The sequence below is a fragment of the Bacillus sp. FSL W7-1085 genome (assembly GCF_038595035.1).
Taxonomy (GTDB): Bacteria; Bacillota; Bacilli; order Bacillales; family Bacillaceae; genus Bacillus; species Bacillus altitudinis.
Genome location: NZ_CP152000.1, coordinates 3,392,812 through 3,419,811 on the forward strand (window position 1 = coordinate 3,392,812; position 27,000 = coordinate 3,419,811).

Genomic DNA, 27,000 nt, shown 5'->3' on the forward strand with positions numbered 1-27,000 from the left:
AAAATCTCTTTTTCATCCTTACTCCGTCAATTTTGAGGTACAAAATAGCATTTTAAAAAACAGCAGAATCTCTGCTGTTTTTTTATGGGACCGAGCTTATAGGAAAGATTGTCCTGATGTTAAAAGAAGATTTTCAACAGTGATTATAGCATTTTCTCTTCTTTTCAAAAATCGATGATCATGATACTTTGTTGTCATTACCCACCGATGTAGGACATCTCAACTTTTTTCTGATCTTTCTTTTGCTCTCTCTCAGCTGAATATTGATCCTGTCTGTTTGACCAAAGTTCCTTCAATATGTTCACTAGGTATTCATCATTTTCTGAATTACGGATGAATCGTCTCAGATCAAAACCCGATGATGCAAAAAGACAGGTAAATAATTCGCCACGTGCAGATAGTCTAGCTCTATTACACGATCCACAAAAAGCATCTGAAACGGAAGAAATAATGCCAATCTCTCCTGACCCATCCTCATAAAAATAACGCTTGGCTACTTCCCCTTGATATCGAGGAGGTTCTGGTTTGATAGGGTATTTTGAATGAATTAGCTCCATAATCTCTTTTTTCGTCAATACATGCTTGAGATTCCATTTATTCGTATTGCCAACATCCATGAATTCAATAAATCGTAGAATGTGTCCTTCTTTTTTAAAATAGGCTGCCATTGGTAAGATATCTTGATCATTCACACCTTTTTGGACAACCATATTGATCTTAATAGCAAGTCCAGCTTTTTTTGCAGCCTCTATCCCATCAAATACTTTTTGGATAGAGATGTGTCTTCCATTCATCTGCTTAAAACGATCTGGATTTAAAGAATCTAAACTAATGGTGACTCTATTCAAACCTGCTTTCTTTAGCTTATCTGCGTACAAAGGTAACAGCGTTCCATTGGTTGTCATCGCGATGTCTTCAATACCTGGAATTTTTGCGAGTTTTTCTATCAAAACGGGCAAATCTTTACGCATTAAAGGTTCACCGCCTGTAATACGTAATTTCACCACACCTAATTCCTTTGCAAAAAGCGCAGCAAGTCGTTCAATTTCCTCGAAGCTAAGCAGCTCTTCTTTATCTAAAAAAGGATAATCTGGTCCAAAGATTTCAGCAGGCATACAGTACGTACATCTAAAATTACAGCGATCTGTTACGGATATTCTTAAATCGCGCAATGGTCGATGTCTTTTATCCAAAATACTGACCATACTTAGCCTCCTATTCTGTAATACGCTGATGATGAGTATAGATATTAAAAGATTCTCCTCTTACGAATCCAACTGTTGTTATATTTAATTCTTCTGCCATTTTAAGTGCTAACTCAGTAGGAGCTGATTTTGATATGACGATTGATACTCCTAATTTTGCTGCCTTCAACAGAACTTCAGATGATATCCGGCCGCTAAATACAAGGATTTTATCTCTCAGTGGGATTTTATGAAGTAAACAATATCCATAGATTTTATCCAACGCATTATGCCGTCCTATATCCGTCCTAGTGATGAATAGCTTTTCTGTATCACACAGTCCAGCATTATGGACACCACCAGTATGTTGAAATAACTGACTTTCCTCCTGTAAACATTTCATTAAATGAATACAAGTTTCAGCAGAAATACTGATTCGGTCAATGGCTGTTTTTGCCGTCTTCACATCTTGGAGAAAATAAAAATGTCTTCCTTTCCCACAGCAAGATCCGATCACTCGTTTTGTAAAATCTGAGGATTGGAACTGAGTTGTGTGATGTAAGTCAACATATGCAAAACCCATACTTTCATCTATTGTAAACCTTTTAATCTCTTTTTCAAATCGAATGACTCCTTCTGAAGCTAAAAAACCGATCACCAATTCTTTCAAATGATCCGGTGAACAAACGAGTGTGACAAACTCTTCACCATTCACCAGCACGGTTAAAGGGAATTCTTCTACAACTTCATCTGTTTTACATGTCATTTGACCTTTGCGATATTGGTGTATGCGTCGTTTCGTTTTAACAGAAGGATTCATGATCTGATCTTCCTTTCAACACAAATTTAGTTATATGAACCAGACGAATTGTGATATTATTTTAAAAAGTCATAAAAATGTAACATATTTCTATCTTATCAAACTTTTTGTTTGCTTTATATGGAGGGAACACAATGAATAAAACAAAAAATCGTTGGCTGATCGCTACAAGTGCTGTGGGGATTCATTTATCTATCGGATCTGTTTATGCATGGAGTGTTTTTACGAATCCTTTACATCAAACCTTTCAATGGTCATTAACAGAAATAAGCCTGACATTTAGCATCGCTATTTTATTTTTAGGTTTATCAGCTGCCTTTATGGGGCATTTCGTTGAAAAGTATGGGCCGAGGGCATCAGGGCTCTTCTCAGCTATTTTCTTCGGCATTGGGATGACTGGATCAGGGTTTGCTGTCCACATGTCTTCATTACCTCTCCTCTATTTATTTTATGGTGTACTCGCTGGAATCGGATTAGGTGTAGGTTATATTGCTCCAGTATCAACATTAGTCAAATGGTTTCCAGATCGAAGAGGACTCGCAACGGGTTTAGCCATTATGGGTTTTGGATTTGCTTCTCTGATTTGCAGTCCCATTATTCAATTTCTCATTGAAAAAGTTGATATTGCAAATACCTTCTATATTCTCGGAATCTCTTATTTTATCATCATGGTCGTTTCATCTCTTTATTTATCACCACCAACACCTGATGATGTCAAACAATTTAACGTGCTAAAAACAAGCCAAAGGAAAATTCCTCAAGATTTATCACAGCTCACCGCAAATGAAGCCATTAAAACACGGCGTTTTTATTATTTGTGGGTTATGCTCTTTATTAATATCACATGCGGAATTGCTATTATTTCTGTAGCATCACCGCTTGCTCAAGAAAGTGTTGGTTTCACGGCGGGTGCAGCAGCTACTCTTGTTGGAATTTTAGGTGCTTTTAATGGGCTAGGACGGATCGGATGGGCATCCTTCTCTGATTATATCGGAAGGCCAAATACGTATACGATTTTCTTTACTATACAGCTCATTGCTTTTCCCTTACTTCCCTACTTAAAAGAACCGCTCATCTTTTCAATCGTGATGGCGATCATTTATACGTGCTACGGAGGAGGGTTTGCTTCAATTCCAGCCTATATCGGAGATTTATTTGGTACGAAGCAGCTAGGTGCCATACACGGTTATATTCTCACCGCTTGGGCCGCTGCTGGTTTAGCAGGACCTTTATTTTCCTCCTTTATTCGTGACATTACAGGCAATTACACACAAAGTCTCATGGTCTTCTCTGGCCTATTTTTCATTGCGTTTATCATATCTCTTCTCATTCGGAAGGATATTAAACAACTTCGTGAATCAAATCTTACTGCTCCTTCTTCTGTCACGGTCCGCTCTTAATATGAATTTGACAGAATGACAATCTACAGGTAATTTTTAGATATGAAAACGTTTTACAAAATGATAGGAGGGTGACGATATCATGGGAAAAACAAAACACAAGGGGCCTATTAAACTCAACAAAAAACCCTCACCAAAGCTATGGGCCTCTTTTGCTCCTATGGGGCTCGGAAAAGTAAAACCGAAACACATTCGAGACACGATGAAAGTGGCATGGGAGAACAAAGATAATCTCCCCTATGCGTACCGTATATTGACTCAGGGCGTTTGTGACGGCTGTGCTCTTGGTGTATCAGGTTTATACGATCAAACACTAGCAGGACCCCATATATGCACTACAAGACTGAATGTGTTACGGCTTAACACAATGCCAGCTATTGATCCAAAATGGTTCGAAGATATTGAGCGGCTCAAACAAATGGATAGCACGTCTCTTCGAAAACTTGGGCGTATTCCTTATCCCCTGATTCGAAAAAAAGGTGAGAATGCCTTTACACGCATTTCTTGGGATAGTGCATTAGATCAAATCGCCGCTAAAATCAAATCCATTGATAAACGTCAGCTTGCTTTCTATTTAACGGCTAGAGGGATTACAAATGAAGTGTACTATACTGCGGCGAAAGCTGCGCGATTTATTGGAACAAATCATATTGATAATGCTTCTCGTATTTGCCATTCACCCAGCAAAACCGCTCTTAAACGCTCCCTTGGTATAGGTGCATCCAGCTGTAATTACAGTGATTGGATTGGAACAGATGTATTGATATTTTGGGGCTCTGTTGCAGCAAACAACCAGCCGGTTTCGACTAAATATATGTACGCCGCTAAAAAGAAAGGAACCAAGATCATTGTCATCAATCCATATAAAGAACCTGCAATGGAAAAATATTGGGTCCCTTCTATTCCAGAAAGTGCTTTATTCGGCACAAAAATAGCGGATGATTTTTATCAAGTCAATATAGGCGGCGATATTGCGTTTATGAATGGTGTCATCAAACATTGGTTTGATATGGAGGAGCAAGCGCCCCATTCCGCTCTTGACCATGAATTTATCCAAGCGCATACAATCGGCATAAAAGATGTAAAGCAGCATGTCACTCAGTTAAAATGGTCGGATCTCGAAGCATCGTCAGGCTTATCTAAAGAAAGAATGAAGGAATTCGCTGTACTGCTTGCCAATGCCAATTCAGGGGTGTTTATTTGGAGTATGGGTCTCACTCAGCATCGCTTTGCAACTGATAATATATCTCAAGTCGCAAACCTTGCCATGTTACGCGGATTTATTGGCAGAAAACATTGTGGCGTTATGCCTATTCGTGGCCATAGCGGTGTCCAAGGCTCAGGCGAAATGGGTGCCGATCCATTCGTATTGCCCGGCAGTGATTTTGATGAAGAGAATATTAAAAGAATCGAGAAGATATGGGGATTTGATATTCCAAAATGGCATGGTGACACGATTGGGCAATCATTTGAAAAAATGGCTCTTCCAAAAGAACACCCGCAAAAGCTGAAGGTGCTGTTTACTAGCGGTGGAAACTTTTTAGAAACGATGCCAAATCCTGAAGCGATTGAAAAAGCACTATCCGAACTTGAACTCCGTGTCCATCAAGATATTATTTTGAACACCTCTACACTGGTAGAAGCAGAAGAGACTGTGATTGTTCTGCCTGCAATGACAAGATATGAACAGCCAGGCGGCGGTACATCAACCAGTACGGAACGCATGGTGTATTTCAGTCCGGAAATTGAAGGACCTCGCATTGAAGAAGCTAGAGCTGAATGGGACATTTATATTGACCTAGCAAAAAGAGTTCGCCCAGAAGACGCGAAGCTGATTCATTTTGACCATGCTGAAGACATTCGCCGTGAGATTGCCATCGCAAATCGGAACTATGATGGGATCCAGCATTTGCGTCATAAAGGGGATGTCTTTCAATGGGGTGGCGCATGGCTTTGCGAAGATGGGGTGTGTCCAACACCGGATGGAAAAGGACACCTGCTCCCAGCACAGCTACCTCAATACCGAAAAACTGAGGGGCATTTCAATATCACGACAAGACGAGGCAAGCAATTCAACTCTATGATTTACAGTGAAAAGGATGCCTTTAATGGTGGAAAGCGGCATTCTATCTTGATGAATGAAGAAGATGCGAAAGAGCTTTACGTCCAAGAAGGCGATCCCGTTGTCCTTTTTAATCAATATGGATCCTACCAAGGAGTTGCTCAATTCGGAGAACTGAAACGTGGAAATATCGCAGTTTATTGGCCTGAAGGAAACGTGTTAATACCAAAAGGGGTTTACGAAAGCTATTCCCAGATTCCAGAATACAATACCACCGCAATATTAGAAAAAGCCGAAACCTTTCATGCAAGAAAAGATCAGCACTACGTGGAGAAACGGATTGATGAATTGGAAACGACTTTAAATTGATCCTTATTGATCCTTAATGAAAAAACAGCTGGGGGTTTCTCCCCAGCTGTCTATTCACATCCTATTGACCAAAAGAGTTCGCTTCTTTTTGAAGAATATGATTCAATTCTTCTGCATTTGCTGCTGGTTGATATTGTCCACCACCAGCTTTGGCAACAGATTTTAGACTTTTTGCTTCTTTTTCATTTACATCGAAGCCAATGATATTGACGATTGTGTCAATACCTTCTTCATGTAATTGCTTCGCTGCTTGTGATGGGCTTCCGCCACATGTTTCCTCACCATCGCTGACAACATATACAATATTTTTTCCTTTAGCTTGGTGATCTTCAAAATCTTGTTTCGTATCAGTTAATGCTTTGGCAAGTGGTGTCCATCCTGTTGGACCATACACATTTAGCGCTTGTTGAAAGGTTGCTTGCTCATATGTTCCAAATCCATAAACTGCTTCGGAACTTGCACAAGAAACGGCTTTTCCTGCATTTTTATTCGTTCCTTCATGACCAAAAACACGAAGCAAGACTTGTGTATCTTCTGATAAAATACTTGCGAAACTTTGGATCGAGCGTTTTGCGATATCGATTTTCTTTTCGCCTTCAACCGATTGTGCCATGCTTCCGCTTAAATCAAGTAAAATCACCACATGAGCAGGCTCCTTTTTCGTTACAGCATGAGCTGGTGAAGAAAGAAGCAGAACAAGACTCGCTAAAATGGTTAATATAATATTTCTTTTCATTAAAAAATCTCCCTTTTTTTCATTTGTACAGAAAAAGAGAAACGAAAGCATCAATCAATCGTTTCCCTTTTCTTCAGCAAGTTATTCGTGTAGTTTTAATGATTCTGCTGTAAGGATAGAACCCATTTCTTTCCCTGTGCTTGCTTGGTAGTAATGACCTTTACCAGCTTTAGCTACTTGCTTCAATTGACCTTCATAGCCATCGTTAAAGTCTAATCCAATCACATTGACTACAGTAGATCCTTTTGAGTTATGAAGCTCTTTCGCTACTTTCACTGGATCTCCACCACAAGTTTCTTCACCATCAGTAATTAAGTACACAATGTGTTTTGTTCCCTTATGAAGCTGCTTATCTGCTTGCTTTGCACTTTCAAGAGCACGTGCAATCGGTGTCCAGCCATTTGGTCCAAGACCGTTTAGAGAGTTTTCGAAACTATCCTTTTCATAAGGCTGAACGCCATAAACGCCTCTAATGACTTCACATGATTGAGCTTTACCTGAGTTTTTGTTGTTTCCTTCAGACCCAAACAAGCTCATACGGATTTTAGCATCTTTCGGAAGAGACTGAGCAAATTTAAATACCTCTTGTTTTGCTAAATCGAATTTGCGCTCTCCATCCACTTTTCTTGCCATACTTCCACTTGCATCAAGTAAGATCGTCACTCTTACATCTTTCTTATGTTTTTTGGCTGATGCTGCTTCTGCAAATACTGGTGAAGAGATTGACATTGATAATGTCAATACAGCTAAGGTTACGAGTGTAAATACTTTTTTCAACATGCTTTTCCTTCCTCCTTATGTATTTGATTGAAACATCTTAATCGTAAAATATTCTGTCTTGGAATGGTATAGGACTCGATCCCTTTTTCTCTTTCATCAAAATCACTAAAATTCTGTCAGATGTCTAGATATTTTCACCTAATGACTCTTTTGTCACCCTCGTTTTCTCATTCTTTCGAGGGGCTTTGTATCGGCCATCGGTTCTTGTCGGGATGTAAATGTTTAAGATTTCCTGAGGTGCGCCTTAAGTCGCAATTTGTCACATTCTGTTCAAACCTCTTCACACATAAAAAAAGATGCCCCCATTTTGAGGCACCTTTGCTTTTATTTCTTAGCCATATATGTGTTCAAAAAGCGATCAGCTGATTCAATTTTTATCCCTTGATAATAATGTTTCACGATCGCCTCTACTTTTTTGCCTGACTGTGCCATATAATGTGCACCATACTGACTCATGCCCACACCATGGCCATACCCTTTTGTCGTAATCACGATTTGCTGACCCTTTCGTTCCCATGTAAAGTCTGCAGAGTGCAATCCTAGTGATTCGCGAATGTCTCTGCCCGTCAATGTTTTTCCGTTAATGACGGCTTTGGCTACTTGATTGCCTGGTGTTCGTTCTACAATTTCTCCCAGCTGCTGCTGGCCAAGGGTCACACCCAGTTTTTGCTGAAATTCGCTCACTGTGATGGTTTTCTTGTTTTGGAATTTGGGTGATTTTTCGTCCCATTTGCTTGAGACGCTTTTCAAATAAGGGATTTCATTTTTCCAATAAGCTTCTGCATTTTCGGTTTTCCCATTACTTGTTGAAAAGAAGGAAGCATCAATTGGTTTTTCGTCATACGTCAGTACTTTCCCTTGTGTACTGGCGACCGCTTCTGTAACCTTTTTTAATTTCCAATTGTACGCTTTTCCCCAAATTTTCTTCAGTTCCTGTTTATTTTTGTACACTTGGAACATTTGAGTGTCATCTACAAGAGAACCCTGTGGAGATTTGACGGTTTTATCAATGATCATTTGTCTGACGATATACGTTCTAGCGGCGAGTGCCTGTGCCTTGAGCGCCTCTATTTCAAAATCGGCTGGCATTTCAGAAGCGACGACACCGATCACATACTCTTCTAAGGGGATGTTTTCTACCTGCTGATGCGCTGAACGGTAGACGGGAATGGAGACGGGTGATTGTTTCAATTTGACTGAACCTTTCACTTCTTTTTTAACTGATGGTTCTGCTGCTACGTGTTGGCTGGCTGCTGGTTTTCCTTGGAACGTCGGCAACACGAGTAAGGTTGGAATCATTAAAATGATGATGCAAATTCCTGCGATTGTCCATATCATTGGTTTCATATTGGCTGCCCCCATTTGTCATTGAATCTCTTTTATCCTATGGGCAAGGACAAGCTAATATGACAGCTTCTTTCATTCATTGGACAAGTCTTTTGCTGATATGTTTGTGCTCTTCATCATTTGATTTACTGTTCGTCTGTATGAATAAAATTTAAAATGATTGGATACACTAATGATAAGCTTTTGAAAATGCAACCAGTCTATGATTCTAAAAAAAATCAGCATGCCCAAATGGACACACTGATTTCTTTTTATGATTATGCGTTTAGATCTGATACAACTTGTTCTTGTGTCACATCTGCTGATTCATCATTTACTCTTTCAATGTCTGCACCGATTGCTGCTAGTTTTTGGTGGAAGTTCACATATCCACGGTCAATATGCTTCAATTCAGTGACACGTGTATGACCTTCTGCCACTAATCCAGCAAGTACAAGTGCTGCTCCTGCTCTTAAATCAGTCGCTGCCACTTCAGCACCTTGAAGTTGAACAGGTCCATTGATTATCACAGAGCGACCCTCAATTTTAATATCGCCATTCATGCGGCGGAATTCTTCAGCATGCATAAAACGATTTTCAAACACAGTTTCTGTGATCATGCTTGTTCCGTTCGCACGAAGCAATAGCGCCATCATCTGAGATTGCATATCCGTCGGGAAACCAGGATGCGGCATTGTTTTTAGATCGATTGGCTTGAGCTCAGATGGTCCAATGACTCTTAAACCTTCTTCTTCTTCAATGATCTGAATACCCATTTCTTCCATTTTTGCCACAAGTGAAGTCATGTGCTCAGGCACAGCGCCTTTTACAAGAACATTTCCTTCAGTAATGGCTGCTGCCACCATAAACGTACCAGCTTCAATTCGGTCAGGGATGATGTTGTGTTTTGCACCGTGAAGTGTTTCTACACCTTCGATTTTGATTGTACCAGTTCCAGCACCGCGAACCTTACCGCCCATGGCATTGATGTAGTTTGCCAAATCAACAATTTCAGGTTCTTTTGCTACGTTTTCTAAAATCGTCGTTCCTTCAGCCAGTGCTGCTGCCATGATGATGTTTTCAGTTGCCCCTACACTTGGGAAATCCAAATAGATTTTTGCACCTTTTAAACGGCCATTTACTTCAGCCTCGATGAAACCATTACCTACTTGAATTTTAGCTCCCATTGCTTCAAAGCCTTTTAAATGCTGATCAATTGGTCTTGAACCAATCGCACAACCACCAGGTAATGCAACTCTTGCATGACCTGTTCTAGCTAAAAGTGGTCCCATGACGAGCACAGATGCTCTCATTTTACGGACGTACTCAAACGGAGCCTCAGTTTCTAGTGCATGAGATGCATCTACTGATACTTCGTTATTTTCAAAATGTACTTCTGCTCCTAAATGACGTAACACTTCATTGATTGTATATACATCGGAGAGCGTAGGTACATCACAAATTACGCTTTTTTCTGTACTTGCTAACAAAGATGCAGCGATAACTGGTAAAACGGCATTTTTTGCGCCTTCTACTTTAACTGTGCCGTTTAACTTTTGACCGCCGCGGACGATGATTTTTTCCAAGGTCTTCCCCTCCGCGTCCCAAATTCTCTATATTAATATTCAGTCGTTACGATTGGTGTGCCAACCGTAATCGTATGATTTTCGTTCATTTCCGAACTTCTGATGGCAATTTGAACATTCATTTTATCATTTGAAGTCATAATGAACTGTTCCCACTTCTCTGTGTAAGCGGAAAGCGACACAAAATTAGACTCAACGAGATACTCAACAGGTTTTGCTTGAAATTCATTTGCTATCATTTCAGCTTTTTTTTGCAAAACAACATCCATCATACCATTTACATGACCATCGAGACAAGTAAAAATCACAAATTTTTCTTGTAATATGCTTTTTGCATGACGTACGAACTGATCATATGTATGCTCCCAGGTATTCAGTGGGTGAGCACCTTTTTGCTCATATAATAAATACGACTTTTGGTTTGATTTTGTGTCGGTCTTCACGAGTAAAATTTTCGATAATGTATCATTTTTTTCATCTTTGTAAATTCCTGTGACTTTGGTGACATGTTTCTCTTTTTTTTCGGTCCACTCATACTGTCGTAGTTCGTCTTTCAAACGTTTCACTTTTTTTGAAAATTGTTCGGATGAAATGTCTATATTTGTTTTGGCATGAAGCGTCCATGCACTTACTTCGATTTGCTGGTTTTTCATACCTTCTGCTATTTGGGCGAGCGTGGATGTTTCTTCCGCCCGAACACCTTGAATCATCAGAACAAAAAAAAGAATAAATGCAAATAATGGCCAACCTTTTAAATACTTTCTCACTTGTCATTCCCCCTTGCTACAAGTGTTGCCGCAAGGAGATCAATGCATACGTGGAAAAGTCATCAAAGGCCATATTTTTGACACTTCTTTTTACGTTCCCGCAGAAGGCAGTGACCAAACCTTTTATGTTAAAACATATAAGGGATTTGTCTGGAGAAATTTAAATAATCAAGGAAGAAATTGCTAACTGCCGATGCAATAGCAATCGTGATCAGCATCATGAGCAATCTAGCTTGAATAATTTTTCCTTTTTTAATCAGTGGATCGATATTCACCGCAAGCAATGCCCACCACGTAATGGCAATAAAAAATAGGTGGATCACAATACTGACAATTGCTTGTTGTCCTACGTCTTCCATACACTTGAATCCTCCTTTTATTGATTTCTGTAAAGGAAAACTCCCTTTCATTATATCCTCCAAAATCGGAAAGATGAATCATTTGGAAAAAAGAGCTACATTTAGAGTGAATCCCCTCTTATTCTGATGCGAAGGAGATGATATACTGCGGTGGAAGGAGCTGATCATATTTGAAAGATTCTTTTCCTGACTTTGTTGATTTGTACGGAGAACTGGTTCCCTCATTTGAACATGAATGGGAAGCCATTGCTTTCTACTTTGATTATAGACAGACACAGCTAGAAGAATTAGCACAATTGTGTCATTTTCATAACATTTCTTTGGATTACTCAGAGGAAAGCCTTTATCAGTTAGAGTCATTATACTTCGATGCCTTCCGTCAGCAGCTTTTTGCTGAGTGGAAAATGCCTATTGATGCATTGGAAGCGATGTTGAGTGTGTACATGGGAGAGGTTGTCATCAAGCATCATTCAGATGCTGATTGGGTCGTGCGGCCTTATATGGACTCTTCGCATCAATATACCCTTGGCTTGCGCCGAAACAATAAAACGTGGCATAGTACGCATTTTTGCGAGCATTTATATCTTGAAAAGCAAGCATCTCATCCGTATGTGTCGATGTATCAGTCTCTCATGTAATCCTTAAAAAAATCCTTCTTATCGCAATGATAAGAAGGATTTTCTGTTTTATTTCCCTGCTACATTTAAACGGTTTAATGCCCGTTTTAATGCGAGTTCCGCCCTGCGTACATCACTTTCATTCGGGTGGTTCAAATGCTCTTCAGCACGCTGTTTCGCTGATTTTGCACGATCTACATCAACTTTGTCTGATGTTTCAGCAGCCTGAGCAAGAATGGTTACTTTTTCAGGGCGAACTTCAACAAATCCACCGCTTACTGCAACCAATTCAGTTGATCCACTATGTTTTAAGCGAACTGCACCGATTTTTAGCGGAGCAACCATTGGAACGTGGCCAGCTAAAATCCCAAGCTCACCGCTTTCTGCTCTTACACTGACCATTTCCACATCCGCTTCATACACTGGGCCGTCGGGAGTAACGATATTGACTTGAACGGTCTTCATGCTTTTACCCTCCTAAGGACCAGATTAGGCCTCTACACCCATCTCTTTGGCTTTTTCAACCACTTCTTCAATGCGGCCGACTAAGCGGAATGCATCTTCTGGAAGGTGATCGTATTTACCAGATAAGATTTCCTTGAAGCCTTTAACAGTTTCTTGCAATGGCACATAAGAACCTTTTTGGCCAGTGAACTGTTCTGCTACGTGGAAGTTTTGAGATAGGAAGAATTGAACACGACGAGCTCTGTGTACCACAAGCTTATCGTCCTCAGATAATTCATCCATACCTAAAATGGCAATGATATCTTGCAATTCTTTATAACGCTGCAATGTTTGCTGAACTTCACGCGCGATCGCATAATGCTCTTCGCCAACAATCTCAGGTGCAAGGGCACGAGATGTTGAAGCAAGTGGATCTACCGCTGGGTAAATCCCCATCTCTGTCAACTTACGCTCAAGGTTTGTCGTTGCATCAAGGTGAGCGAACGTTGTAGCTGGAGCTGGATCTGTATAGTCATCCGCAGGTACATAGATCGCTTGAATCGATGTAACCGATCCTACGTTTGTAGACGTGATACGCTCTTGAAGCTGACCCATTTCTGTTGCAAGAGTTGGCTGATAACCTACCGCTGAAGGCATACGTCCAAGTAGGGCTGATACTTCAGAACCTGCTTGTGTAAAACGATAAATGTTATCGATGAAGAACAATACGTCTTGACCTTGTTCATCACGGAAATGCTCTGCCATTGTCAAACCAGTTAGAGCTACACGCATACGTGCACCTGGTGGCTCGTTCATTTGGCCGAAGACCATCGCTGTTTTTTCGATAACGCCAGAATCTTTCATTTCGTAGTAAAGGTCATTTCCTTCACGTGTACGCTCTCCAACACCAGCGAATACAGAAATACCGCCGTGTTCTTGTGCGATGTTGTTGATCAATTCTTGAATCAGAACGGTTTTACCAACACCGGCTCCACCGAATAGACCGATCTTTCCACCTTTGATGTAAGGAGCAAGAAGGTCAACAACTTTGATACCTGTTTCAAGAATTTCAACTTCTGTAGAAAGTTGATCAAAAGAAGGCGCTTGTCTGTGGATTGGGTCTCTTTGCGCTTCCACACCAAGTGGCTCATCTAAGTCAATGTTATCTCCCAGTACGTTGAATACACGTCCAAGTGTTACGTTACCAACTGGTACTGAAATTGGTTTTCCAAGGTCTACAGCTTCCATACCGCGCTTCACACCGTCTGTTGATGCCATTGCGATGGTTCTCACTGTATCATCACCTAAATGTAGTGCTACTTCTAAAGTTAAGTCGATATCAACTTCACTTTCGCTTTCCGCTTTATGCGAAACTTTGATCGCATTATAAATCTCAGGCAAGTGACCGTCTTCAAAACGAACGTCTACGACTGGTCCCATGATCTGACTGATGCGTCCTGTTTTCATTGCATTCCCTCCTGACAATTATTTCTATTCTAAGGCAGCTGCTCCGCCGACAATTTCTGTAATCTCTTGTGTAATCGCTGCTTGACGAGCACGGTTGTAAGAGAGTGTCAGGCTGTCGATCAATTCTTTTGCGTTGTCTGTTGCACTCTTCATTGCTGTCATCCTTGCAGCATGTTCACTTGCTTTGCTGTCAAGAAGCGCACCGAAAATCAAACTCTCTGCATATTGAGGAAGGAGAACTTCAAGAATTTCTTCTTCAGAAGGCTCAAACTCATAAGATGCGGAACGTTTATTTGGTGTTGCTGCGGCCGAAAGGTCCGTTAGCGGCAATAATTTTTTCTCTGTTACTTCTTGTGAAATGGCACTGACGAAATGGTTATAGAACATGTAAAGCTCATCAAACGCTTCATCAGAGAACATTTGCACTGTACTGCTTGCTAATTCTTTAATATCAGCAAACGCTACTTCGTCTCCAAGCCCTGTTACTTCAGAAATAACTGGAATACCACGCTTTTTGAAGAAGTCGCGTCCGATTTTACCAATCACAATCACCGCATATTCATCAGCAGATTGATGACGAGATTGAATGGCTTGGTAAGCGGCACGTAAAATCGAGCTGTTAAAAGGTCCTGCAAGTCCTCGATCAGATGTAATGACGAGATACCCTGTTTTCTTAACAGGTCTTGAAAGAAGCATTGGGTGCTTAGCACTTGTTCCAGTTGCGATTGCCGCAACGACTTCTTGGATTTTCTCCATGTAAGGAACAAAGGACTTCGCATTATTTTCAGCACGATTCAGTTTCGCAGCTGATACCATTTGCATCGCTTTTGTGATCTGACTCGATTTTTTTGTTGACGTGATCCTTGACTTAATATCGCGTAATGAGGCCAAAGATTTCACCACCTTTTTTCAGGAATCCGTGTTCATTTACGTGAAAAGAGAGAAAAAGAGAATCTTTTTCTCTCGGAAAGATTACTAATTAGTTGCTTGGTGCAAACGTACGTTTAAAGCCTTCGATCGCTGCTTTCCACTCTTCATCAGCAGGCATGTTTCCTGTTTGAGAGATTGTGTCAAACAAGTCTTTATGGTTTTCTTCAATGTACATGAATAACTCAGCTTCAAAGCGTTTGACATCAGCAATCGCTACATCATCTAAGTATCCTCTTGTCAGTGCATAAAGAATCGCTACTTGTTTTTCAACTTTCAGCGGCTTGTTCAAGTCTTGTTTTAAGACTTCAACTGTTCTAGCACCACGGTTTAATTTGGCTTGAGTCGCTTGGTCTAGATCAGATCCAAACTGAGCGAATGCTTCAAGCTCACGATAAGAAGCAAGATCCAGACGAAGTGTACCTGCTACCTTTTTCATCGCTTTGATTTGTGCAGAACCACCTACACGAGATACAGACAATCCTGCGTTTACCGCTGGACGTACGCCTGAGAAGAAGAGGTCAGATTGTAAGAAGATCTGTCCATCTGTGATTGAGATAACGTTTGTTGGGATATATGCAGAGATATCACCAGCTTGCGTTTCTACGAAAGGCAATGCTGTGATAGAACCGCCACCCTTTTCATCACTAAGCTTCGCTGCACGCTCTAATAAACGAGAGTGAAGATAGAAAACATCACCAGGGAATGCTTCACGACCTGGAGGACGACGAAGCAATAATGAAAGCTCACGGTAAGCTGCCGCTTGTTTAGAAAGGTCATCATACACAACAAGCACATGCTTGCCGTTATACATGAATTCCTCACCCATCGTTACACCTGCATAAGGAGCAAGGTAAAGAAGTGGAGCTGGCTGTGATGCAGAAGCTGTGACAACGATTGTGTAGTCAAGCGCACCATGCTTACGAAGTGTTTCAACAACACCACGAACAGTTGATTCTTTTTGTCCGATCGCTACATAGATACAGATCATGTCTTGATCTTTTTGATTCAGGATCGTATCGATTGCAACAGATGTTTTACCTGTTTGACGGTCCCCAATGATCAATTCACGCTGTCCGCGTCCGATTGGAATCAAGGCATCAATTGCTTTAATTCCCGTTTGAAGCGGCTCATGTACCGATTTACGATCCATAACGCCTGGTGCTTCACTTTCAATTGGACGTGTTTTGCTTGTTAAAATTGGACCTAGTCCATCAACAGGCTGACCAAGTGGGTTCACAATACGTCCGATTAACTCTTCTCCTACTGGAACCTCCATGATACGACCTGTACGTTTTACGTCGTCACCTTCACGGATATCTTTGTAAGGTCCTAAGATTACGATACCTACGTTAGACTCCTCAAGGTTTTGAGCCATACCCATTACACCGTTAGAGAACTCAACAAGCTCTCCTGCCATAATGTTGTCAAGGCCATGTACACGCGCGATACCGTCCCCTACTTGAATGACTGTACCGACATCTTTTACTTCAATTTCAGATTGATAGTTTTGGATTTGCTGCTTTATCAGCGCGCTAATCTCTTCAGCTTTGATACTCACTAAGGTTTCACCCCTTCTAACGATTTTCGCCTGCAAGCTGACGTTCAATGCGGGAAAGCTTTCCGCTGACACTGCCGTCATAAATGCGGTTTCCGATACGGATTTTCACTCCGCCTATTAGATCCTTGTCAATCACGTTTTCTACACGCAGTGATGTGACTCCGGCTTTTTTGGCAAATACTTCAGATAAAGATTGAATTTCAGCTCCGCTGAGCGGTTTCACTGAATACACGATCGCATCGTCTATTTGTTTCGTACGGTTTGCAAGTTTCACAAACTCAGACGCCATTTCAGGAAAAATATTCGTGCGTCCACGGTCAATCAGTAAATACATTGTGTGCAAAACATATGTCGAAACACCTTTGAAAGCTTCTGCAATCAGATGTTTCTTTTTGTCTGCCGTAATCTTCGGATGAACAAGAAAGTCATTTAATTCTTGGTCAGCCTTGAGAACTTTTTTGATCTCATTCAGCTCTTTTTCAGTTTCGTCTACTGCCGAAGAAGCAAGAACGATGTCAAAAAGAGCAGAAGCGTAACGCTTAGAGACAATAGTCACGCTCATCGGCTTTCGCCTGCCTCTTTAAGATACTCTTGGATCAATTTCTCTTGTGCTTGCTCATCAAGTTCTTTTTCAATCACTTTAGAAGCAATTAATACAGAAAGTGATGCAACTTGCTCGCGCAGTGCAGCCACAGCTTGTTCTTTTTCTTTCACGATTTCAGTTCTAGCAGACTCTTTCAAGCGCTCTGATTCTTGACGTGCTGCTTGAATGATGTCTTCTTTTTGTTTCTCACCAATCTTTTTCGCATTTTCGATGAGTGTATGTGATTCTTCGCGTGCTTCTTTCAATAAGACACGTTGTTCTTCAAGAAGCTTTTCAGCTTGAACGTGCTTTTCTTCAGCACTTGAAATTTCATTTCCTATATAATCTTCACGCTGTTTCATAATCCCTAATAAAGGCTTAAGCGCAAATTTCTTTAAAAGTGCAAGCAGGATGAGCATAGCGATCAGCTGGAATATGATATCTCCGGTGTTTAGACCTGCTCCTAAAACTACTGGTAACTGAGACATTTAGTACGGCAACTCCCTTCTTTAAATAATATGTTAAGAAACAAAACATAAAGGAATGGCGAAGTTTCGAACTAATCTGATCTTCGCCATTAAAATTCATATTAGAACGCTTCTCACATATTAACCAAAGAATGCCAAGAATGCGATAACGACAGCGATAATTGGAAGTGCCTCAACTAAAGCTACCCCGATGAACATAAGAGTTCTTAGTTCTCTACCAGCTTCTGGCTGACGAGCGATTCCTTCTACTGTTTTAGATACGATTAGACCGTTACCAATACCTGCTCCTAGTGCTCCTAAACCGATTGCAATTGCTGCTGCTATTAAATTCATTAAAAAGCTCCTCCTTTAAAATAACGTCCTTTTTGGACTCTCAATTTTTTAGTGTTCGTCGCTGACTTTATGGGAGATATACACCATTGTCAGCATGGTGAAGATAAATGCCTGGATGGTTCCGACAAACAAACTGAATGCCTGCCATACAATCATCGGCACGATGGCACCTAATGTACCAATGATACCTAGTGCAAGGTTTTGCGAATAGAAATTAGTCGCAAGTCCTGCAAGTAAACCAAGAAGAATCTCTCCAGCGAAAATATTTCCATAAAGACGCAAACCAAGTGTTAATGTGTTTGCAAATTCTTCAATAATTTTCAGCGGTACTAAAAGTGGGATTGGTCTAAAGTAGTCTTTTGTATATTCCTTGACTCCTTTTGCTTTAACACCATAGTAGTGTGTCAATCCCATGACCATAACCGCTAGTGTCATTGTGATTGCAGGATCAGCAGTTGGTGATTTCCACCATAAGTTGTGATCGACCGTAATCGAGAATGGCAGTCCAAGCATGTTTGAAACAAATATGTACATGAGTAATGTAACGCCAAGCGCTAGAAATGGGGCTCCTGTTTTCATGTCCATCGAACTACCTATGATATTTCGAACAAAATCAACAATCCATTCCATGAAGTTCTGCGCCTTTGTCGGACGAATAGCCAGAACACGAGTAGTCAGCACCGCTATGAGAAGAACGATGATACTAGCAATCGTAATCATGAGAACATTGGATAAGTTGAACGTTAACCCTAAAAATTCTGTAGTTTTTGAACTGTGACCCAAAGAGTATTCACCTCTCTTCCATAGTAGAACGTTTAAGTTGAATGAAGGAATCTATCATAATGACAGGATATATTGTCATTAATCCTATAACAACACCTGCCAGATGAACTTCGTTAGGGTAACGCCAAGCAATCGCTACTGCGAGAATTGCGTTGGCCCACCTGGCTGTACTTCCCATTGAACGAATAGATTTTCCTTTTTTAACTGCTCGATCAAAAGCATGCATTCTCCGAATAAGCAGGAATAAATTAAAGAAAGCAAAAATTGTGCCGATAATGAAACCAAGAAACAGTGGTTTAAAACCAGGCATGGCATAGCCAAACACAAAAATTGCCAATAAATAGAACATATATTTACTCTGTCTGCGGAAAATGACGTTTGGATCGTTCATTCATCTGACTCCCGATGAAAAATATTGTAAAAAAGGTGATAAATGGTGATGAAAACTGCGTAGAAGACGCTTATGATAAGCCGTCCTATTTGAAAAAAATCAATCACCCATCGGTCTAATTGTGCAATCAGACTTGAAATCTTTAGATCTATGGGATTCTGCTTCATTCGCTGATACAAACCCTGATTATTAAAGGGTTCACAATGAGGATTAGTAGAGTGCTATAGGCTATGAAAACCTTACCATAATACCCTCGTTTAGCATACAATAGCGTCTATGATGTGTCAATCCGTTGAAAGTTAAAAAACTTTTCTATAATGAGAGAGCACACAAAATGTTCACAATTTCATCAAACTTTAGGAGAGTTGTGACATTCATTCAAAAAAACTGCTAATGTTCAGTATACATTGATTTTTCTAAGAACGATATCAAACGTTTGTCATATTTTTCAAAAAAGCCCACATGCACGTTTGCATGTGGGCTTTTCATGAATCTTTCTTATTTTGTTCCATACATACGGTCACCAGCATCACCAAGACCTGGGATGATGTAACCTTTTTCGTTTAACTTCTCATCTAATGCCGCAATGTAGATATCAACATCTGGATGATGTTTTTGCATTTCTTCTACACCTTCTGGCGCAGCAATCAGACACATGAAGCGGATGTTTTTCGCACCGCGTTTTTTCAAGCTGTTTAATGCTTCTACAGCTGATCCGCCCGTTGCAAGCATTGGGTCTACTACGATAAATTCACGCTCTTCCACATCAGATGGAAGCTTCACATAATATTCAACAGGCTTTAATGTCTTCGGATCACGGTATAAACCGACATGTCCCACTTTGGCAGCTGGAATGAGTTTCAAAATCCCGTCTACCATTCCAAGACCTGCTCTTAAAATCGGCACAACTCCGAGTTTTTTACCTGAGATCACGTTTGATTTAGCGACTTGTACAGGTGTTTCTACATCTACCTCTTCAAGCGGTAAGTCTCTTGTGATTTCAAATGCCATTAATGTTGCGACTTCATCCACTAGCTCTCTAAATTCTTTTGTTCCTGTATGAACGTCACGAATATATGTAAGTTTGTGCTGAATAAGCGGGTGATCAAATACATAAACCTTTGCCATTGCTTGCTACAACTCCTTTTCTGTCATCTTCCGGTGAACTTTGCACACTTCCTACAATTCTACATAAAAAGACATCATCTTTCAATATGATTCGCAAATCCTACAAAAAAAACCCACATGCCAAAAATAGGCAAATGGGTCTGCATCTTAATAATCTAATTCTTGATATAGAGGGAAACGAGCTGTCAGATCAGATACACGCTTTTTCGCCTCTTCTAATTTCGCTTCATCTTCATGATGTTTCAGAGCAAGCGCAATAATGGAACCGACTTCTTTCATCGCTTCTTGATCGAAACCACGGCTTGTCACTGCTGCTGTACCTACACGTACACCACTTGTAACAAATGGTTTCTCTGGATCATATGGAATTGCATTTTTGTTCACCGTGATACCAATTTCATCAAGAACGTTTTCTGCAATTTTTCCTGTAATGCCAAGAGAGCGCAAGTCGATGAGAACAAGATGGTTATCTGTTCCACCAGATACAAGTTGAATATCCTCAGATAAAAGTGTTTCAGCTAGTTGTTTTGCGTTATCAATCACGTTTTGTGCATATGTTTTGAAATCTCCGTTCAATACTTCACCGAAAGAAACAGCTTTTGCAGAGATCACATGCATGAGTGGTCCACCTTGAATACCAGGGAAGATCGATTTGTCGATCTTTTTACCAAACTCTTCACGGCATAGAATCATTCCGCCGCGAGGTCCGCGCAATGTTTTGTGAGTTGTCGTTGTCACAAAATCAGCGTAAGGAACAGGATTTGGATGAAGACCTGCTGCAACAAGACCCGCGATGTGAGCCATGTCCACCATAAAGTAAGCACCGACTTCATCGGCAATTTCACGGAACTTTTTGAAATCAATTTGACGTGGGTAAGCACTTGCCCCCGCTACGATTAGTTTCGGCTTATGCTCACGTGCTTTTTCAAGTACATCTTGGTAGTCGATATGTTGTGTTTCTTTATCTACACCGTATTCTACAAAGTTGTACTGTACGCCGCTAAAGTTTACAGGGCTTCCATGTGTTAAATGCCCGCCATGTGATAAGTTCATGCCTAGCACTGTATCGCCATGCTCAAGGATTGTAAAGTATACGGCCATATTCGCTTGAGCTCCTGAGTGAGGCTGTACGTTCACATACTCAGCGCCAAAAATTTCTTTTGCGCGGTCACGTGCGATATCTTCTACAACGTCTACATGTTCACAGCCGCCATAGTAGCGTTTACCAGGGTAACCTTCTGCATATTTGTTTGTTAAGACAGAGCCCTGCGCTTCCATGACTGCTTCGCTTACGAAGTTTTCTGATGCAATTAATTCGATTTTGTCCTGCTGGCGTTTCCGCTCTAGTTGAATTGCTTTGAATACTTGTGCGTCTTGCTCAGGTAAATGTTTCATCAGCGAAATCCTCTCCAATCTATTTCCATTCGATGTTTTCACCATCTCATTGTACACGGTTTTTGAGTGAAATGTAAAAGTTTTTTTTGGAAAATCGACTTCTTTTTTATGAAAACCCGAATATTCAAAGGGTGAAGCGTCTTCATCATTCAACATTATATTAGAAATATATCCGAACTATGAACTTGTATAAACGGCTCGTTCTCCGCCAATCAGCTTTGGACGAGTTTTTGCAAACGTCACATGTGCTTGTCCTAATTGATGACGGCTGAGACGGACCGGTACAGCTACCCGCTTTAAGTGCATGCCGATTAATGTATCACCGATATCAATCCCTGCATGTGCTGAAATGGATTCAACCAGCACAGGGTGTTCCATTTGTTGATACGCATGAGTTGCCATAGAACCACCCGCCTTACGGACAGGTACTGCCGCTACAATTTCTAAGTTAAGCCGGTACGCCACCTCTTCTTCCACAACGAGGGCACGATTCAAATGCTCGCAGCATTGGAAGGCCAATTCAATTCCGGTCTCGCGTCTCAGTTGATCGAGCTCTTGATAAATAGCTTCAGCAATTTGCTCACTTCCCGCTGTCCCAATGTGCTCGCCAGCCACTTCTGACGTACTGCAGCCAATCACTAAAATGTGGCCGGCTCGCAGTTCAACTGTTTGATGAAACTCTTTTAACATTTCAAGCCAATCTTGACCAATGTTCATGTTAAGCGCTCCTTACAGGTGCTTTTCTTCGTAATCAGCGATTTTACCAATCCGCACAGCATGACGTCCTGCAGTAAATTCTGTTGTCAGCCAAATGTGAGCAATCTCTCTTGCCAATCCTGGTCCAATGACTCGTTCTCCCATCGCAAGAACATTTGTATCGTTATGTTCTCTCGTCGCCTTTGCACTGAATGTATCATGCGCCAGTGCACAGCGGATGCCTTTCACTTTGTTTGCTGAAATGCTCATACCGATACCTGTCCCGCAAATCAAAATGCCTCGATCGACTTCCCCGTTTGCCACCATATTGGCTACAGGAAAAGCATAGTCAGGGTAGTCTACAGAACCTGATCCACATTCACAACCCATATCAATGTATTCAATCTTTAATTCATCCATTAGTTGTTTGATTTCTTCACGAATATTCGTTCCGCCGTGATCGGATGCAATGGCTACTTTCATCGGGCAATTCCTCCTAAGGGTGAGTTAATCTGTCATGTCTTACATTCATTCTTTATTTACAGTTATATTTTAACCTCTGCCTAGTCATTTGCAAACAAAAGCAGAAAAACCGTTTACGCAACGGTTTTACAGGTTGTCCATTTATGAGGATTTGTGATCCTGTTTAAGCTTTTTAGCAAGTTGATACAATAGCGTTTCTAGTTCATCTCGTGTCTCCTGATAAATGGAGAGACTCCCTCCAAATGGATCCGACACGTCACCTTCTGATCCTGTCGCAAATTCTTTTAGAGTGAAGACCTTGTCTTTCACATGAGCATATTGCTCCACAATCAACTGCTTATGCTGAATCGTCATGGTGAAGACATAATCTGCTTCACGAAGAAGTTCTTCTGTTAGTTTAGACGACGAGTGATTCAGTGGAATGCTTTTCTCAAATAATGCTTCGACTGCTTGAGGAGAAGCCTTCCCTGCATCAGAGGCGAAGATACCCGCTGATTTTACAGTGACCTGTAAGCCTTTTTCATCTGCAATGGAGGAAAAAAGGGCTTGAGCCATCGGACTTCTGCAAGTATTTCCCGTACAAACAAATAAGATATTCATCTTTCGACCTCCTTTTCTTCTATTATATAGCATTTCATTCTACATGTTATGTAAGGAGACTGGCTAGAGCGGAAATAATAATTTGATTCCAAAGGCTAGTAAAATCAATCCGCCAAGCGCCCCGCTGTATGAACCTACCCATGACCGAACCTGTTTACCGAGTAATAATCCAAGCCATGTGAGCATCATACTAAAAAAGCCAAACAATATAATGGTCATCAACACCCGAGAACCGTAAATCCCCAGGCTTAAGCCAACGGAAAAACTATCTAAACTCACACTTGTTGCAAAAAGAACGAGACCGGCCCCAACAGGTGCGATAAATGGCTTATCTTCTTTTCGGATAGAAGCGATGATCATTTGCAGACCTAGCACCAAAAGCAGCGCCCCGCCTATATAGGTTGCTAGGAGCCCAAGCCAGCCAGATAAAAGCTGACCTGTTAGCATGCCAAAAAGAGGCATAAACATATGAAATATCCCAATGACAAGTCCAATATAAAGGATCTGGCGGAATCTCAGCTGAATCATCCCCATGCCGAGTCCAACCGAAAAGGCATCCATTCCAAGTGCAAAAGCCATGATACTGAGTGTGAGCAATTCGCCAGCTAGTTCATTCATGTAAATCCCCCTTGGACACGCATTCTCCTTTAACCTATGTTTGTCCAAGAGAGGTTAGAACTATTTGAATGAAGAGAGAGTGCGCCCTCCTGCCGCTTTTTGCAGACGGTTCATGATCGCAGAACCAACTCCCTGCTCTGAGAAGGCTTCTGAAATGATCAAGTCTACATCCGTTTCATCAAATTGTCTCAGCACACGATATAAGTTTGCCGCAACCGTTTCAGGCTTTTCTCTCCATCCACAGCTAAAGATAACATCTGCCGCAAACCATTCCTTCTTTTCTTCTGTCGTCAGCACACCTACTTTTAGCCCTTCAGCTCGGTACTTCTGAATGTGCAGCTGCATGTCTTCATCACTTCCATGAAATATATACATTTGTGCTTCAGGTGCATAATGTGTGTATTTCATTCCCGGCGATACTGGCGCCTCATCCTTTTTCGTCAGCCCTGGATCCATGTTGACCGTTCCTACGACCTCTTCTAACGCTTCTTTTGTAATACCCCCCGGCCTTAAGATCACTGGAATCTCGTCTATACAGGATACAACCGTTGACTCCACGCCAATACCTGTTGAACCACCATCGACAATGCCAGCAATTTTCCCATCAAGATCACTCGCGACATGATCCGCAAGTGTCGGCGACGGTTTTCCCGAACGGTTGGCACTAGGCGCGGCAATTGGCAGACCAGCTGCTCGGATGAGTTCAAGCGCAACAGGATGATCAGGCATTCTTACGCCTACTGTCGTTAAACCTGCCGTCACCTGCTTTGATAATGTTCCCGGCTTACAAGGTAGAACAATGGTGAGAGCGCCTGGCCAAAAGGCATCCATCAGCGCTGTTACTTTTTCATTTTCTATTTGCGCAAATTCATGAAGCTGTTGAACGTCCGCAATGTGAACAATCAACGGATTATCACTTGGGCGTCCTTTCGCTTCATAAATTTTCTTCACAGCCTCTGTCTCTTTTGCATTTGCCCCTAGTCCATACACCGTTTCTGTCGGAAAAGCGACTACTTCATTCTGCCGCAACAACAGAGCTGCTTGTTCAATTTGTGGATAGTATGTGGATAAATCCTTTTTTAAATCCACAGACCATCTTTTTGTATTTAACATCATACAAACTCCTTTTAAAAAAGATAAAACTGTTGATATATCTCAATTATCCTTTTGAAAGTATAAAAGATGATGCTAAATAAAACAAGCGTTGTCCACAATTTGTGGATAACGCTTGTTTTACAGTGGATAAGTATGTGAATAAGTCCGGTGTTTTGTGATTAACTCGCTGTTTTGTGATTAACTCGCTGTTTTTTGCAGCACAACCGCCTGCTCTTTTCCCAACGACTCTTTTGCATGCGCAGATACCCACACACTTTCTGGGATTTCCTCTATAGGCGTAAAGCCCATCAGCGCTAAAAAATCATGCGAAGAGGAGTGATTGGCTACAACATAAAAGGTGTCCACACCTTGCTTTTCCCCTAGCGTTTGAACACTTTGGAACAGAGAAACGATATGCCCCTGACCAAGTTTATCTGATATCACAAGTGATCTTAGCAATCCTTCTTGTTCATTTAGTCGTTCAAGGCCTAAACAGCCTGCAAGCTCACCGTCTGCATCTTCCATGACCACAAATGACGTACGCTCTGCAATCGTCACCCCGCCTTTTGCTTGGCCTTTTTCAAGAAAAGCATTAATGGCCGGGGCATCTTCTTCTGTCGCTATTCTTAATTGATAATACATGCTTTCACCTCTTTTTGTTCTCTTACTTCAACTCTATGAGGCAAAAACAGATTTAGACCTTTTTTAAGAGAAAAGACTAGAGACCCATTCGAACAGAAAGAATTTCACTTCACCCGTCTCTTCTTCTTTTACCACTTCATTGACAGATTCATTTGATGGCTCTGCGGCTACCTGCTCTTTATCATCTCCTTCTGGTGAGGCGATCGCTTCTCCGTTTGAAAAATCGATAAAGCAGAGAGGTGGGAATAACACACACCACCAATTGGCTCCGTCTCCTTCCCCTAACGTAATCAAAATGGCTTCATATTTCCCAGCAGGATAAACAAAGTTGCCATATAGCTTTGTTGGAAATGAGGCTTTTTGAAAGCTGACCGATACGGATTGATCAATGTGTTGTTCCTTTAATTTTGCTTTGGCAATACGATTGATGTCTGGAAGCTTTGAACGAATCACACGTCTAGCTTCTTCAATGGATGTGAGGTCTTTCACCCATTCCGTTATATTGGCATTGACCTCATCTCGAATACTTCGTTTCACATCTTGATCTGCCGACTGGTCACTGTTGGCTAAAATGCGTAAACGAATGGCTTCATCTGGAATCACAACAGGCTGATTGGCAGAAGCAGCCGCCGTCTCCTCTTTTCCAAGGTTTGCAAAAGCACCACATAATAATAGAAACATATAAAGACAAATCATCATTTTACTTTTGAACATGATGTGTTCCCCCCCACTTTTTCTCTTCGCTACAAACATTGTGTCCAGGAAACGCTTCTCGTAAACAGCAAAAATGATTTTTTTAATAGATTATGAGTAAAAAACAACTACATGAGGTGAGCGAATCAATGTTTTTTCTGCATGCAAAAAAGCCATTCAACAACTTATGAACGGCTTTTTAGTGAGGATTGGTAATCGGAAGGGTACAGTCTTCCATCCCAATCTCGGCTGATTTTTAATCCCGAATCTGTTTTGATAACTGTCATTGCACCTTTTTTCTCAATTTCCTTTTTGACCTTTCCTTTATGGTCAATAAATTGAATGATCATTTCATAGTCAAATTCAATCCTGTCATCGCTTTCATCTGAAGGTGTAAACGTAATTTTTTTCAGTTTAATTTGACAATCTTGATCTTTTGCTGCTTCTAATACACTTGGAAACATGCTGTCTTGTGTATATTCTTGATATTCATGCTCGGTTAAATAATCCTTCAACTTCTCCTTCATGTCAGATAGGTCATCCGTCCGATTCACTGTGTATTGTGCTTTTTTATAGTTTTCCCCAAATGCTGCTGCTTCTTTTTTAAAGCTCGGTTTACCGCAAGCACTCACAATCAATAGTACACCGACGATGACCAACACCATCG

30 protein-coding genes are annotated in these 27,000 nt (G+C 41.1%); 3 read left to right on the forward strand and 27 right to left on the reverse strand.

Annotated features, from left to right (window positions below; translation table 11 throughout):
- Positions 1–197: 197 nt before the first annotated feature.
- Entirely contained in the window at positions 198–1,205 is a 1,008-nt protein-coding gene (gene moaA, locus MKY11_RS17615) for a GTP 3',8-cyclase MoaA (protein WP_017360030.1), read from the reverse strand.
- Between the two features lie 10 nt (positions 1,206–1,215).
- Positions 1,216–2,004 carry a formate dehydrogenase accessory sulfurtransferase FdhD gene (gene fdhD / locus MKY11_RS17620; protein ID WP_024718748.1) on the reverse strand — a complete coding sequence of 263 codons (789 nt, stop codon included), beginning with the start codon at positions 2,002–2,004 and terminating at the stop codon, positions 1,216–1,218.
- Positions 2,005–2,138: 134 nt separating this feature from the next.
- On the opposite strand from fdhD, the gene MKY11_RS17625 reads away from it, so the two are divergent.
- Together MKY11_RS17625 and MKY11_RS17630 are read left to right on the forward strand one after the other, a co-directional pair.
- A complete protein-coding gene (locus MKY11_RS17625) occupies positions 2,139–3,404 on the forward strand; it encodes an OFA family MFS transporter (protein WP_025208127.1) in 1,266 nt (421 codons plus the stop codon).
- A gap of 82 nt (positions 3,405–3,486) precedes the next feature.
- On the forward strand, positions 3,487–5,835 hold the full coding sequence (locus tag MKY11_RS17630) for an FdhF/YdeP family oxidoreductase (protein WP_342501646.1): 2,349 nt from the start codon (positions 3,487–3,489) through the stop codon (positions 5,833–5,835).
- Between the two features lie 61 nt (positions 5,836–5,896).
- Here MKY11_RS17630 and MKY11_RS17635 read toward each other — a convergent pair whose 3' ends face one another.
- From MKY11_RS17635 to MKY11_RS17660, 6 genes are all read right to left on the reverse strand, one after another.
- Complete coding sequence (locus MKY11_RS17635; RefSeq protein ID WP_025208129.1) at positions 5,897–6,571, reverse strand: VWA domain-containing protein; 675 nt, start codon at positions 6,569–6,571, stop codon at positions 5,897–5,899.
- An 81-nt stretch (positions 6,572–6,652) separates the two neighbouring features.
- Positions 6,653–7,351: a VWA domain-containing protein gene (locus MKY11_RS17640; protein WP_008343379.1), complete on the reverse strand. Its 699-nt coding sequence runs from the start codon at positions 7,349–7,351 to the stop codon at positions 6,653–6,655.
- A gap of 324 nt (positions 7,352–7,675) precedes the next feature.
- Entirely contained in the window at positions 7,676–8,698 is a 1,023-nt protein-coding gene (spoIID, locus tag MKY11_RS17645) for a stage II sporulation protein D (RefSeq protein ID WP_342501647.1), read from the reverse strand.
- A 257-nt stretch (positions 8,699–8,955) separates the two neighbouring features.
- Complete coding sequence (gene murA, locus MKY11_RS17650; protein WP_007497616.1) at positions 8,956–10,263, reverse strand: UDP-N-acetylglucosamine 1-carboxyvinyltransferase; 1,308 nt, start codon at positions 10,261–10,263, stop codon at positions 8,956–8,958.
- 32 nt (positions 10,264–10,295) lie between these two features.
- On the reverse strand, positions 10,296–11,030 hold the full coding sequence (locus MKY11_RS17655) for a YwmB family TATA-box binding protein (RefSeq protein WP_342501648.1): 735 nt from the start codon (positions 11,028–11,030) through the stop codon (positions 10,296–10,298).
- A 128-nt stretch (positions 11,031–11,158) separates the two neighbouring features.
- A complete protein-coding gene (locus tag MKY11_RS17660; protein WP_025208130.1) occupies positions 11,159–11,389 on the reverse strand; it encodes a DUF1146 family protein in 231 nt (76 codons plus the stop codon).
- A 170-nt stretch (positions 11,390–11,559) separates the two neighbouring features.
- Between MKY11_RS17660 and MKY11_RS17665 the strand changes: the two genes are divergently transcribed.
- Positions 11,560–12,027, forward strand: coding sequence for a hypothetical protein (locus MKY11_RS17665; RefSeq protein ID WP_008343391.1), 468 nt, complete (start codon positions 11,560–11,562; stop codon positions 12,025–12,027).
- A gap of 48 nt (positions 12,028–12,075) precedes the next feature.
- Here the strand turns inward: MKY11_RS17665 and MKY11_RS17670 are convergent, their stop codons facing one another.
- The 19 genes from MKY11_RS17670 to MKY11_RS17760 form a co-directional block, all read right to left on the reverse strand.
- A complete protein-coding gene (locus MKY11_RS17670; RefSeq protein WP_008343393.1) occupies positions 12,076–12,471 on the reverse strand; it encodes a F0F1 ATP synthase subunit epsilon in 396 nt (131 codons plus the stop codon).
- Positions 12,472–12,495: 24 nt separating this feature from the next.
- On the reverse strand, positions 12,496–13,917 hold the full coding sequence (atpD, locus tag MKY11_RS17675; RefSeq protein ID WP_008343395.1) for a F0F1 ATP synthase subunit beta: 1,422 nt from the start codon (positions 13,915–13,917) through the stop codon (positions 12,496–12,498).
- A 24-nt stretch (positions 13,918–13,941) separates the two neighbouring features.
- Positions 13,942–14,808, reverse strand: coding sequence for a F0F1 ATP synthase subunit gamma (locus tag MKY11_RS17680; RefSeq protein ID WP_007497628.1), 867 nt, complete (start codon positions 14,806–14,808; stop codon positions 13,942–13,944).
- A gap of 88 nt (positions 14,809–14,896) precedes the next feature.
- Positions 14,897–16,405, reverse strand: a complete 1,509-nt coding sequence (atpA, locus tag MKY11_RS17685) for a F0F1 ATP synthase subunit alpha (RefSeq protein WP_008343398.1) — start codon at positions 16,403–16,405, stop codon at positions 14,897–14,899.
- Between the two features lie 16 nt (positions 16,406–16,421).
- On the reverse strand, positions 16,422–16,967 hold the full coding sequence (locus MKY11_RS17690) for a F0F1 ATP synthase subunit delta (protein ID WP_007497632.1): 546 nt from the start codon (positions 16,965–16,967) through the stop codon (positions 16,422–16,424).
- A complete protein-coding gene (atpF, locus tag MKY11_RS17695) occupies positions 16,964–17,476 on the reverse strand; it encodes a F0F1 ATP synthase subunit B (protein WP_007497634.1) in 513 nt (170 codons plus the stop codon). Before atpF ends, MKY11_RS17690 begins: the two co-directional genes overlap by 4 nt.
- A gap of 120 nt (positions 17,477–17,596) precedes the next feature.
- Positions 17,597–17,809, reverse strand: coding sequence for a F0F1 ATP synthase subunit C (gene atpE, locus MKY11_RS17700; RefSeq protein ID WP_003214968.1), 213 nt, complete (start codon positions 17,807–17,809; stop codon positions 17,597–17,599).
- A gap of 48 nt (positions 17,810–17,857) precedes the next feature.
- On the reverse strand, positions 17,858–18,592 hold the full coding sequence (atpB, locus tag MKY11_RS17705; RefSeq protein WP_007497637.1) for a F0F1 ATP synthase subunit A: 735 nt from the start codon (positions 18,590–18,592) through the stop codon (positions 17,858–17,860).
- A 7-nt stretch (positions 18,593–18,599) separates the two neighbouring features.
- Positions 18,600–18,983: an ATP synthase subunit I gene (locus tag MKY11_RS17710; protein ID WP_007497639.1), complete on the reverse strand. Its 384-nt coding sequence runs from the start codon at positions 18,981–18,983 to the stop codon at positions 18,600–18,602.
- Between the two features lie 498 nt (positions 18,984–19,481).
- Positions 19,482–20,111 (reverse strand): uracil phosphoribosyltransferase, encoded by a 630-nt coding sequence (gene upp / locus MKY11_RS17715; RefSeq protein WP_003214553.1) that lies wholly within the window; start codon positions 20,109–20,111, stop codon positions 19,482–19,484.
- A 147-nt stretch (positions 20,112–20,258) separates the two neighbouring features.
- Positions 20,259–21,506, reverse strand: a complete 1,248-nt coding sequence (gene glyA / locus MKY11_RS17720; RefSeq protein ID WP_024718755.1) for a serine hydroxymethyltransferase — start codon at positions 21,504–21,506, stop codon at positions 20,259–20,261.
- A gap of 177 nt (positions 21,507–21,683) precedes the next feature.
- Complete coding sequence (locus MKY11_RS17725) at positions 21,684–22,223, reverse strand: TIGR01440 family protein (protein WP_342501649.1); 540 nt, start codon at positions 22,221–22,223, stop codon at positions 21,684–21,686.
- Between the two features lie 12 nt (positions 22,224–22,235).
- Entirely contained in the window at positions 22,236–22,685 is a 450-nt protein-coding gene (rpiB, locus tag MKY11_RS17730; protein ID WP_003214714.1) for a ribose 5-phosphate isomerase B, read from the reverse strand.
- Positions 22,686–22,826: 141 nt separating this feature from the next.
- Positions 22,827–23,285 carry a low molecular weight protein arginine phosphatase gene (locus MKY11_RS17735; protein WP_165379183.1) on the reverse strand — a complete coding sequence of 153 codons (459 nt, stop codon included), beginning with the start codon at positions 23,283–23,285 and terminating at the stop codon, positions 22,827–22,829.
- A gap of 63 nt (positions 23,286–23,348) precedes the next feature.
- A complete protein-coding gene (locus MKY11_RS17740) occupies positions 23,349–23,903 on the reverse strand; it encodes a manganese efflux pump MntP family protein (protein ID WP_342467640.1) in 555 nt (184 codons plus the stop codon).
- 60 nt (positions 23,904–23,963) lie between these two features.
- Positions 23,964–25,016: an L-threonylcarbamoyladenylate synthase gene (locus tag MKY11_RS17745; RefSeq protein WP_081105462.1), complete on the reverse strand. Its 1,053-nt coding sequence runs from the start codon at positions 25,014–25,016 to the stop codon at positions 23,964–23,966.
- Between the two features lie 180 nt (positions 25,017–25,196).
- A complete protein-coding gene (locus tag MKY11_RS17750) occupies positions 25,197–25,640 on the reverse strand; it encodes a general stress acyl- n-acyltransferase (RefSeq protein WP_007497650.1) in 444 nt (147 codons plus the stop codon).
- 63 nt (positions 25,641–25,703) lie between these two features.
- Positions 25,704–26,354, reverse strand: coding sequence for a stage II sporulation protein R (spoIIR, locus tag MKY11_RS17755; RefSeq protein WP_017360045.1), 651 nt, complete (start codon positions 26,352–26,354; stop codon positions 25,704–25,706).
- 164 nt (positions 26,355–26,518) lie between these two features.
- Entirely contained in the window at positions 26,519–26,998 is a 480-nt protein-coding gene (locus MKY11_RS17760) for a hypothetical protein (RefSeq protein ID WP_342502117.1), read from the reverse strand.
- Positions 26,999–27,000 lie beyond the last annotated feature (2 nt).

Excerpts from the sequence above, each read along its gene's own strand:
- MKY11_RS17760 (WP_342502117.1), bottom strand. The coding sequence starts at position 26,998 with ATGGTGTTGGTCATCGTCGGTGTACTATTGATTGTGAGTGCTTGCGGT.
- spoIID (WP_342501647.1), bottom strand. The coding sequence starts at position 8,698 with ATGAAACCAATGATATGGACAATCGCAGGAATTTGCATCATCATTTTA.
- MKY11_RS17750 (WP_007497650.1), bottom strand. The coding sequence starts at position 25,640 with ATGTATTATCAATTAAGAATAGCGACAGAAGAAGATGCCCCGGCCATT.
- atpF (WP_007497634.1), bottom strand. The coding sequence starts at position 17,476 with ATGTCTCAGTTACCAGTAGTTTTAGGAGCAGGTCTAAACACCGGAGAT.
- MKY11_RS17735 (WP_165379183.1), bottom strand. The coding sequence starts at position 23,285 with ATGAATATCTTATTTGTTTGTACGGGAAATACTTGCAGAAGTCCGATG.
- rpiB (WP_003214714.1), bottom strand. The coding sequence starts at position 22,685 with ATGAAAGTAGCCATTGCATCCGATCACGGCGGAACGAATATTCGTGAA.
- MKY11_RS17670 (WP_008343393.1), bottom strand. The coding sequence starts at position 12,471 with ATGAAGACCGTTCAAGTCAATATCGTTACTCCCGACGGCCCAGTGTAT.
- MKY11_RS17660 (WP_025208130.1), bottom strand. The coding sequence starts at position 11,389 with ATGGAAGACGTAGGACAACAAGCAATTGTCAGTATTGTGATCCACCTA.
- MKY11_RS17710 (WP_007497639.1), bottom strand. The coding sequence starts at position 18,983 with ATGAACGATCCAAACGTCATTTTCCGCAGACAGAGTAAATATATGTTC.
- MKY11_RS17745 (WP_081105462.1), bottom strand. The coding sequence starts at position 25,016 with ATGTTAAATACAAAAAGATGGTCTGTGGATTTAAAAAAGGATTTATCC.
- MKY11_RS17725 (WP_342501649.1), bottom strand. The coding sequence starts at position 22,223 with ATGAACATTGGTCAAGATTGGCTTGAAATGTTAAAAGAGTTTCATCAA.
- MKY11_RS17625 (WP_025208127.1), top strand. The coding sequence starts at position 2,139 with ATGAATAAAACAAAAAATCGTTGGCTGATCGCTACAAGTGCTGTGGGG.
- moaA (WP_017360030.1), bottom strand. The coding sequence starts at position 1,205 with ATGGTCAGTATTTTGGATAAAAGACATCGACCATTGCGCGATTTAAGA.
- spoIIR (WP_017360045.1), bottom strand. The coding sequence starts at position 26,354 with ATGTTCAAAAGTAAAATGATGATTTGTCTTTATATGTTTCTATTATTA.
- MKY11_RS17630 (WP_342501646.1), top strand. The coding sequence starts at position 3,487 with ATGGGAAAAACAAAACACAAGGGGCCTATTAAACTCAACAAAAAACCC.
- MKY11_RS17740 (WP_342467640.1), bottom strand. The coding sequence starts at position 23,903 with ATGAATGAACTAGCTGGCGAATTGCTCACACTCAGTATCATGGCTTTT.
- fdhD (WP_024718748.1), bottom strand. The coding sequence starts at position 2,004 with ATGAATCCTTCTGTTAAAACGAAACGACGCATACACCAATATCGCAAA.
- MKY11_RS17690 (WP_007497632.1), bottom strand. The coding sequence starts at position 16,967 with ATGAGCGTGACTATTGTCTCTAAGCGTTACGCTTCTGCTCTTTTTGAC.
- glyA (WP_024718755.1), bottom strand. The coding sequence starts at position 21,506 with ATGAAACATTTACCTGAGCAAGACGCACAAGTATTCAAAGCAATTCAA.
- MKY11_RS17635 (WP_025208129.1), bottom strand. The coding sequence starts at position 6,571 with ATGAAAAGAAATATTATATTAACCATTTTAGCGAGTCTTGTTCTGCTT.
- MKY11_RS17640 (WP_008343379.1), bottom strand. The coding sequence starts at position 7,351 with ATGTTGAAAAAAGTATTTACACTCGTAACCTTAGCTGTATTGACATTA.
- atpE (WP_003214968.1), bottom strand. The coding sequence starts at position 17,809 with ATGAATTTAATAGCAGCAGCAATTGCAATCGGTTTAGGAGCACTAGGA.
- atpD (WP_008343395.1), bottom strand. The coding sequence starts at position 13,917 with ATGAAAACAGGACGCATCAGTCAGATCATGGGACCAGTCGTAGACGTT.
- upp (WP_003214553.1), bottom strand. The coding sequence starts at position 20,111 with ATGGCAAAGGTTTATGTATTTGATCACCCGCTTATTCAGCACAAACTT.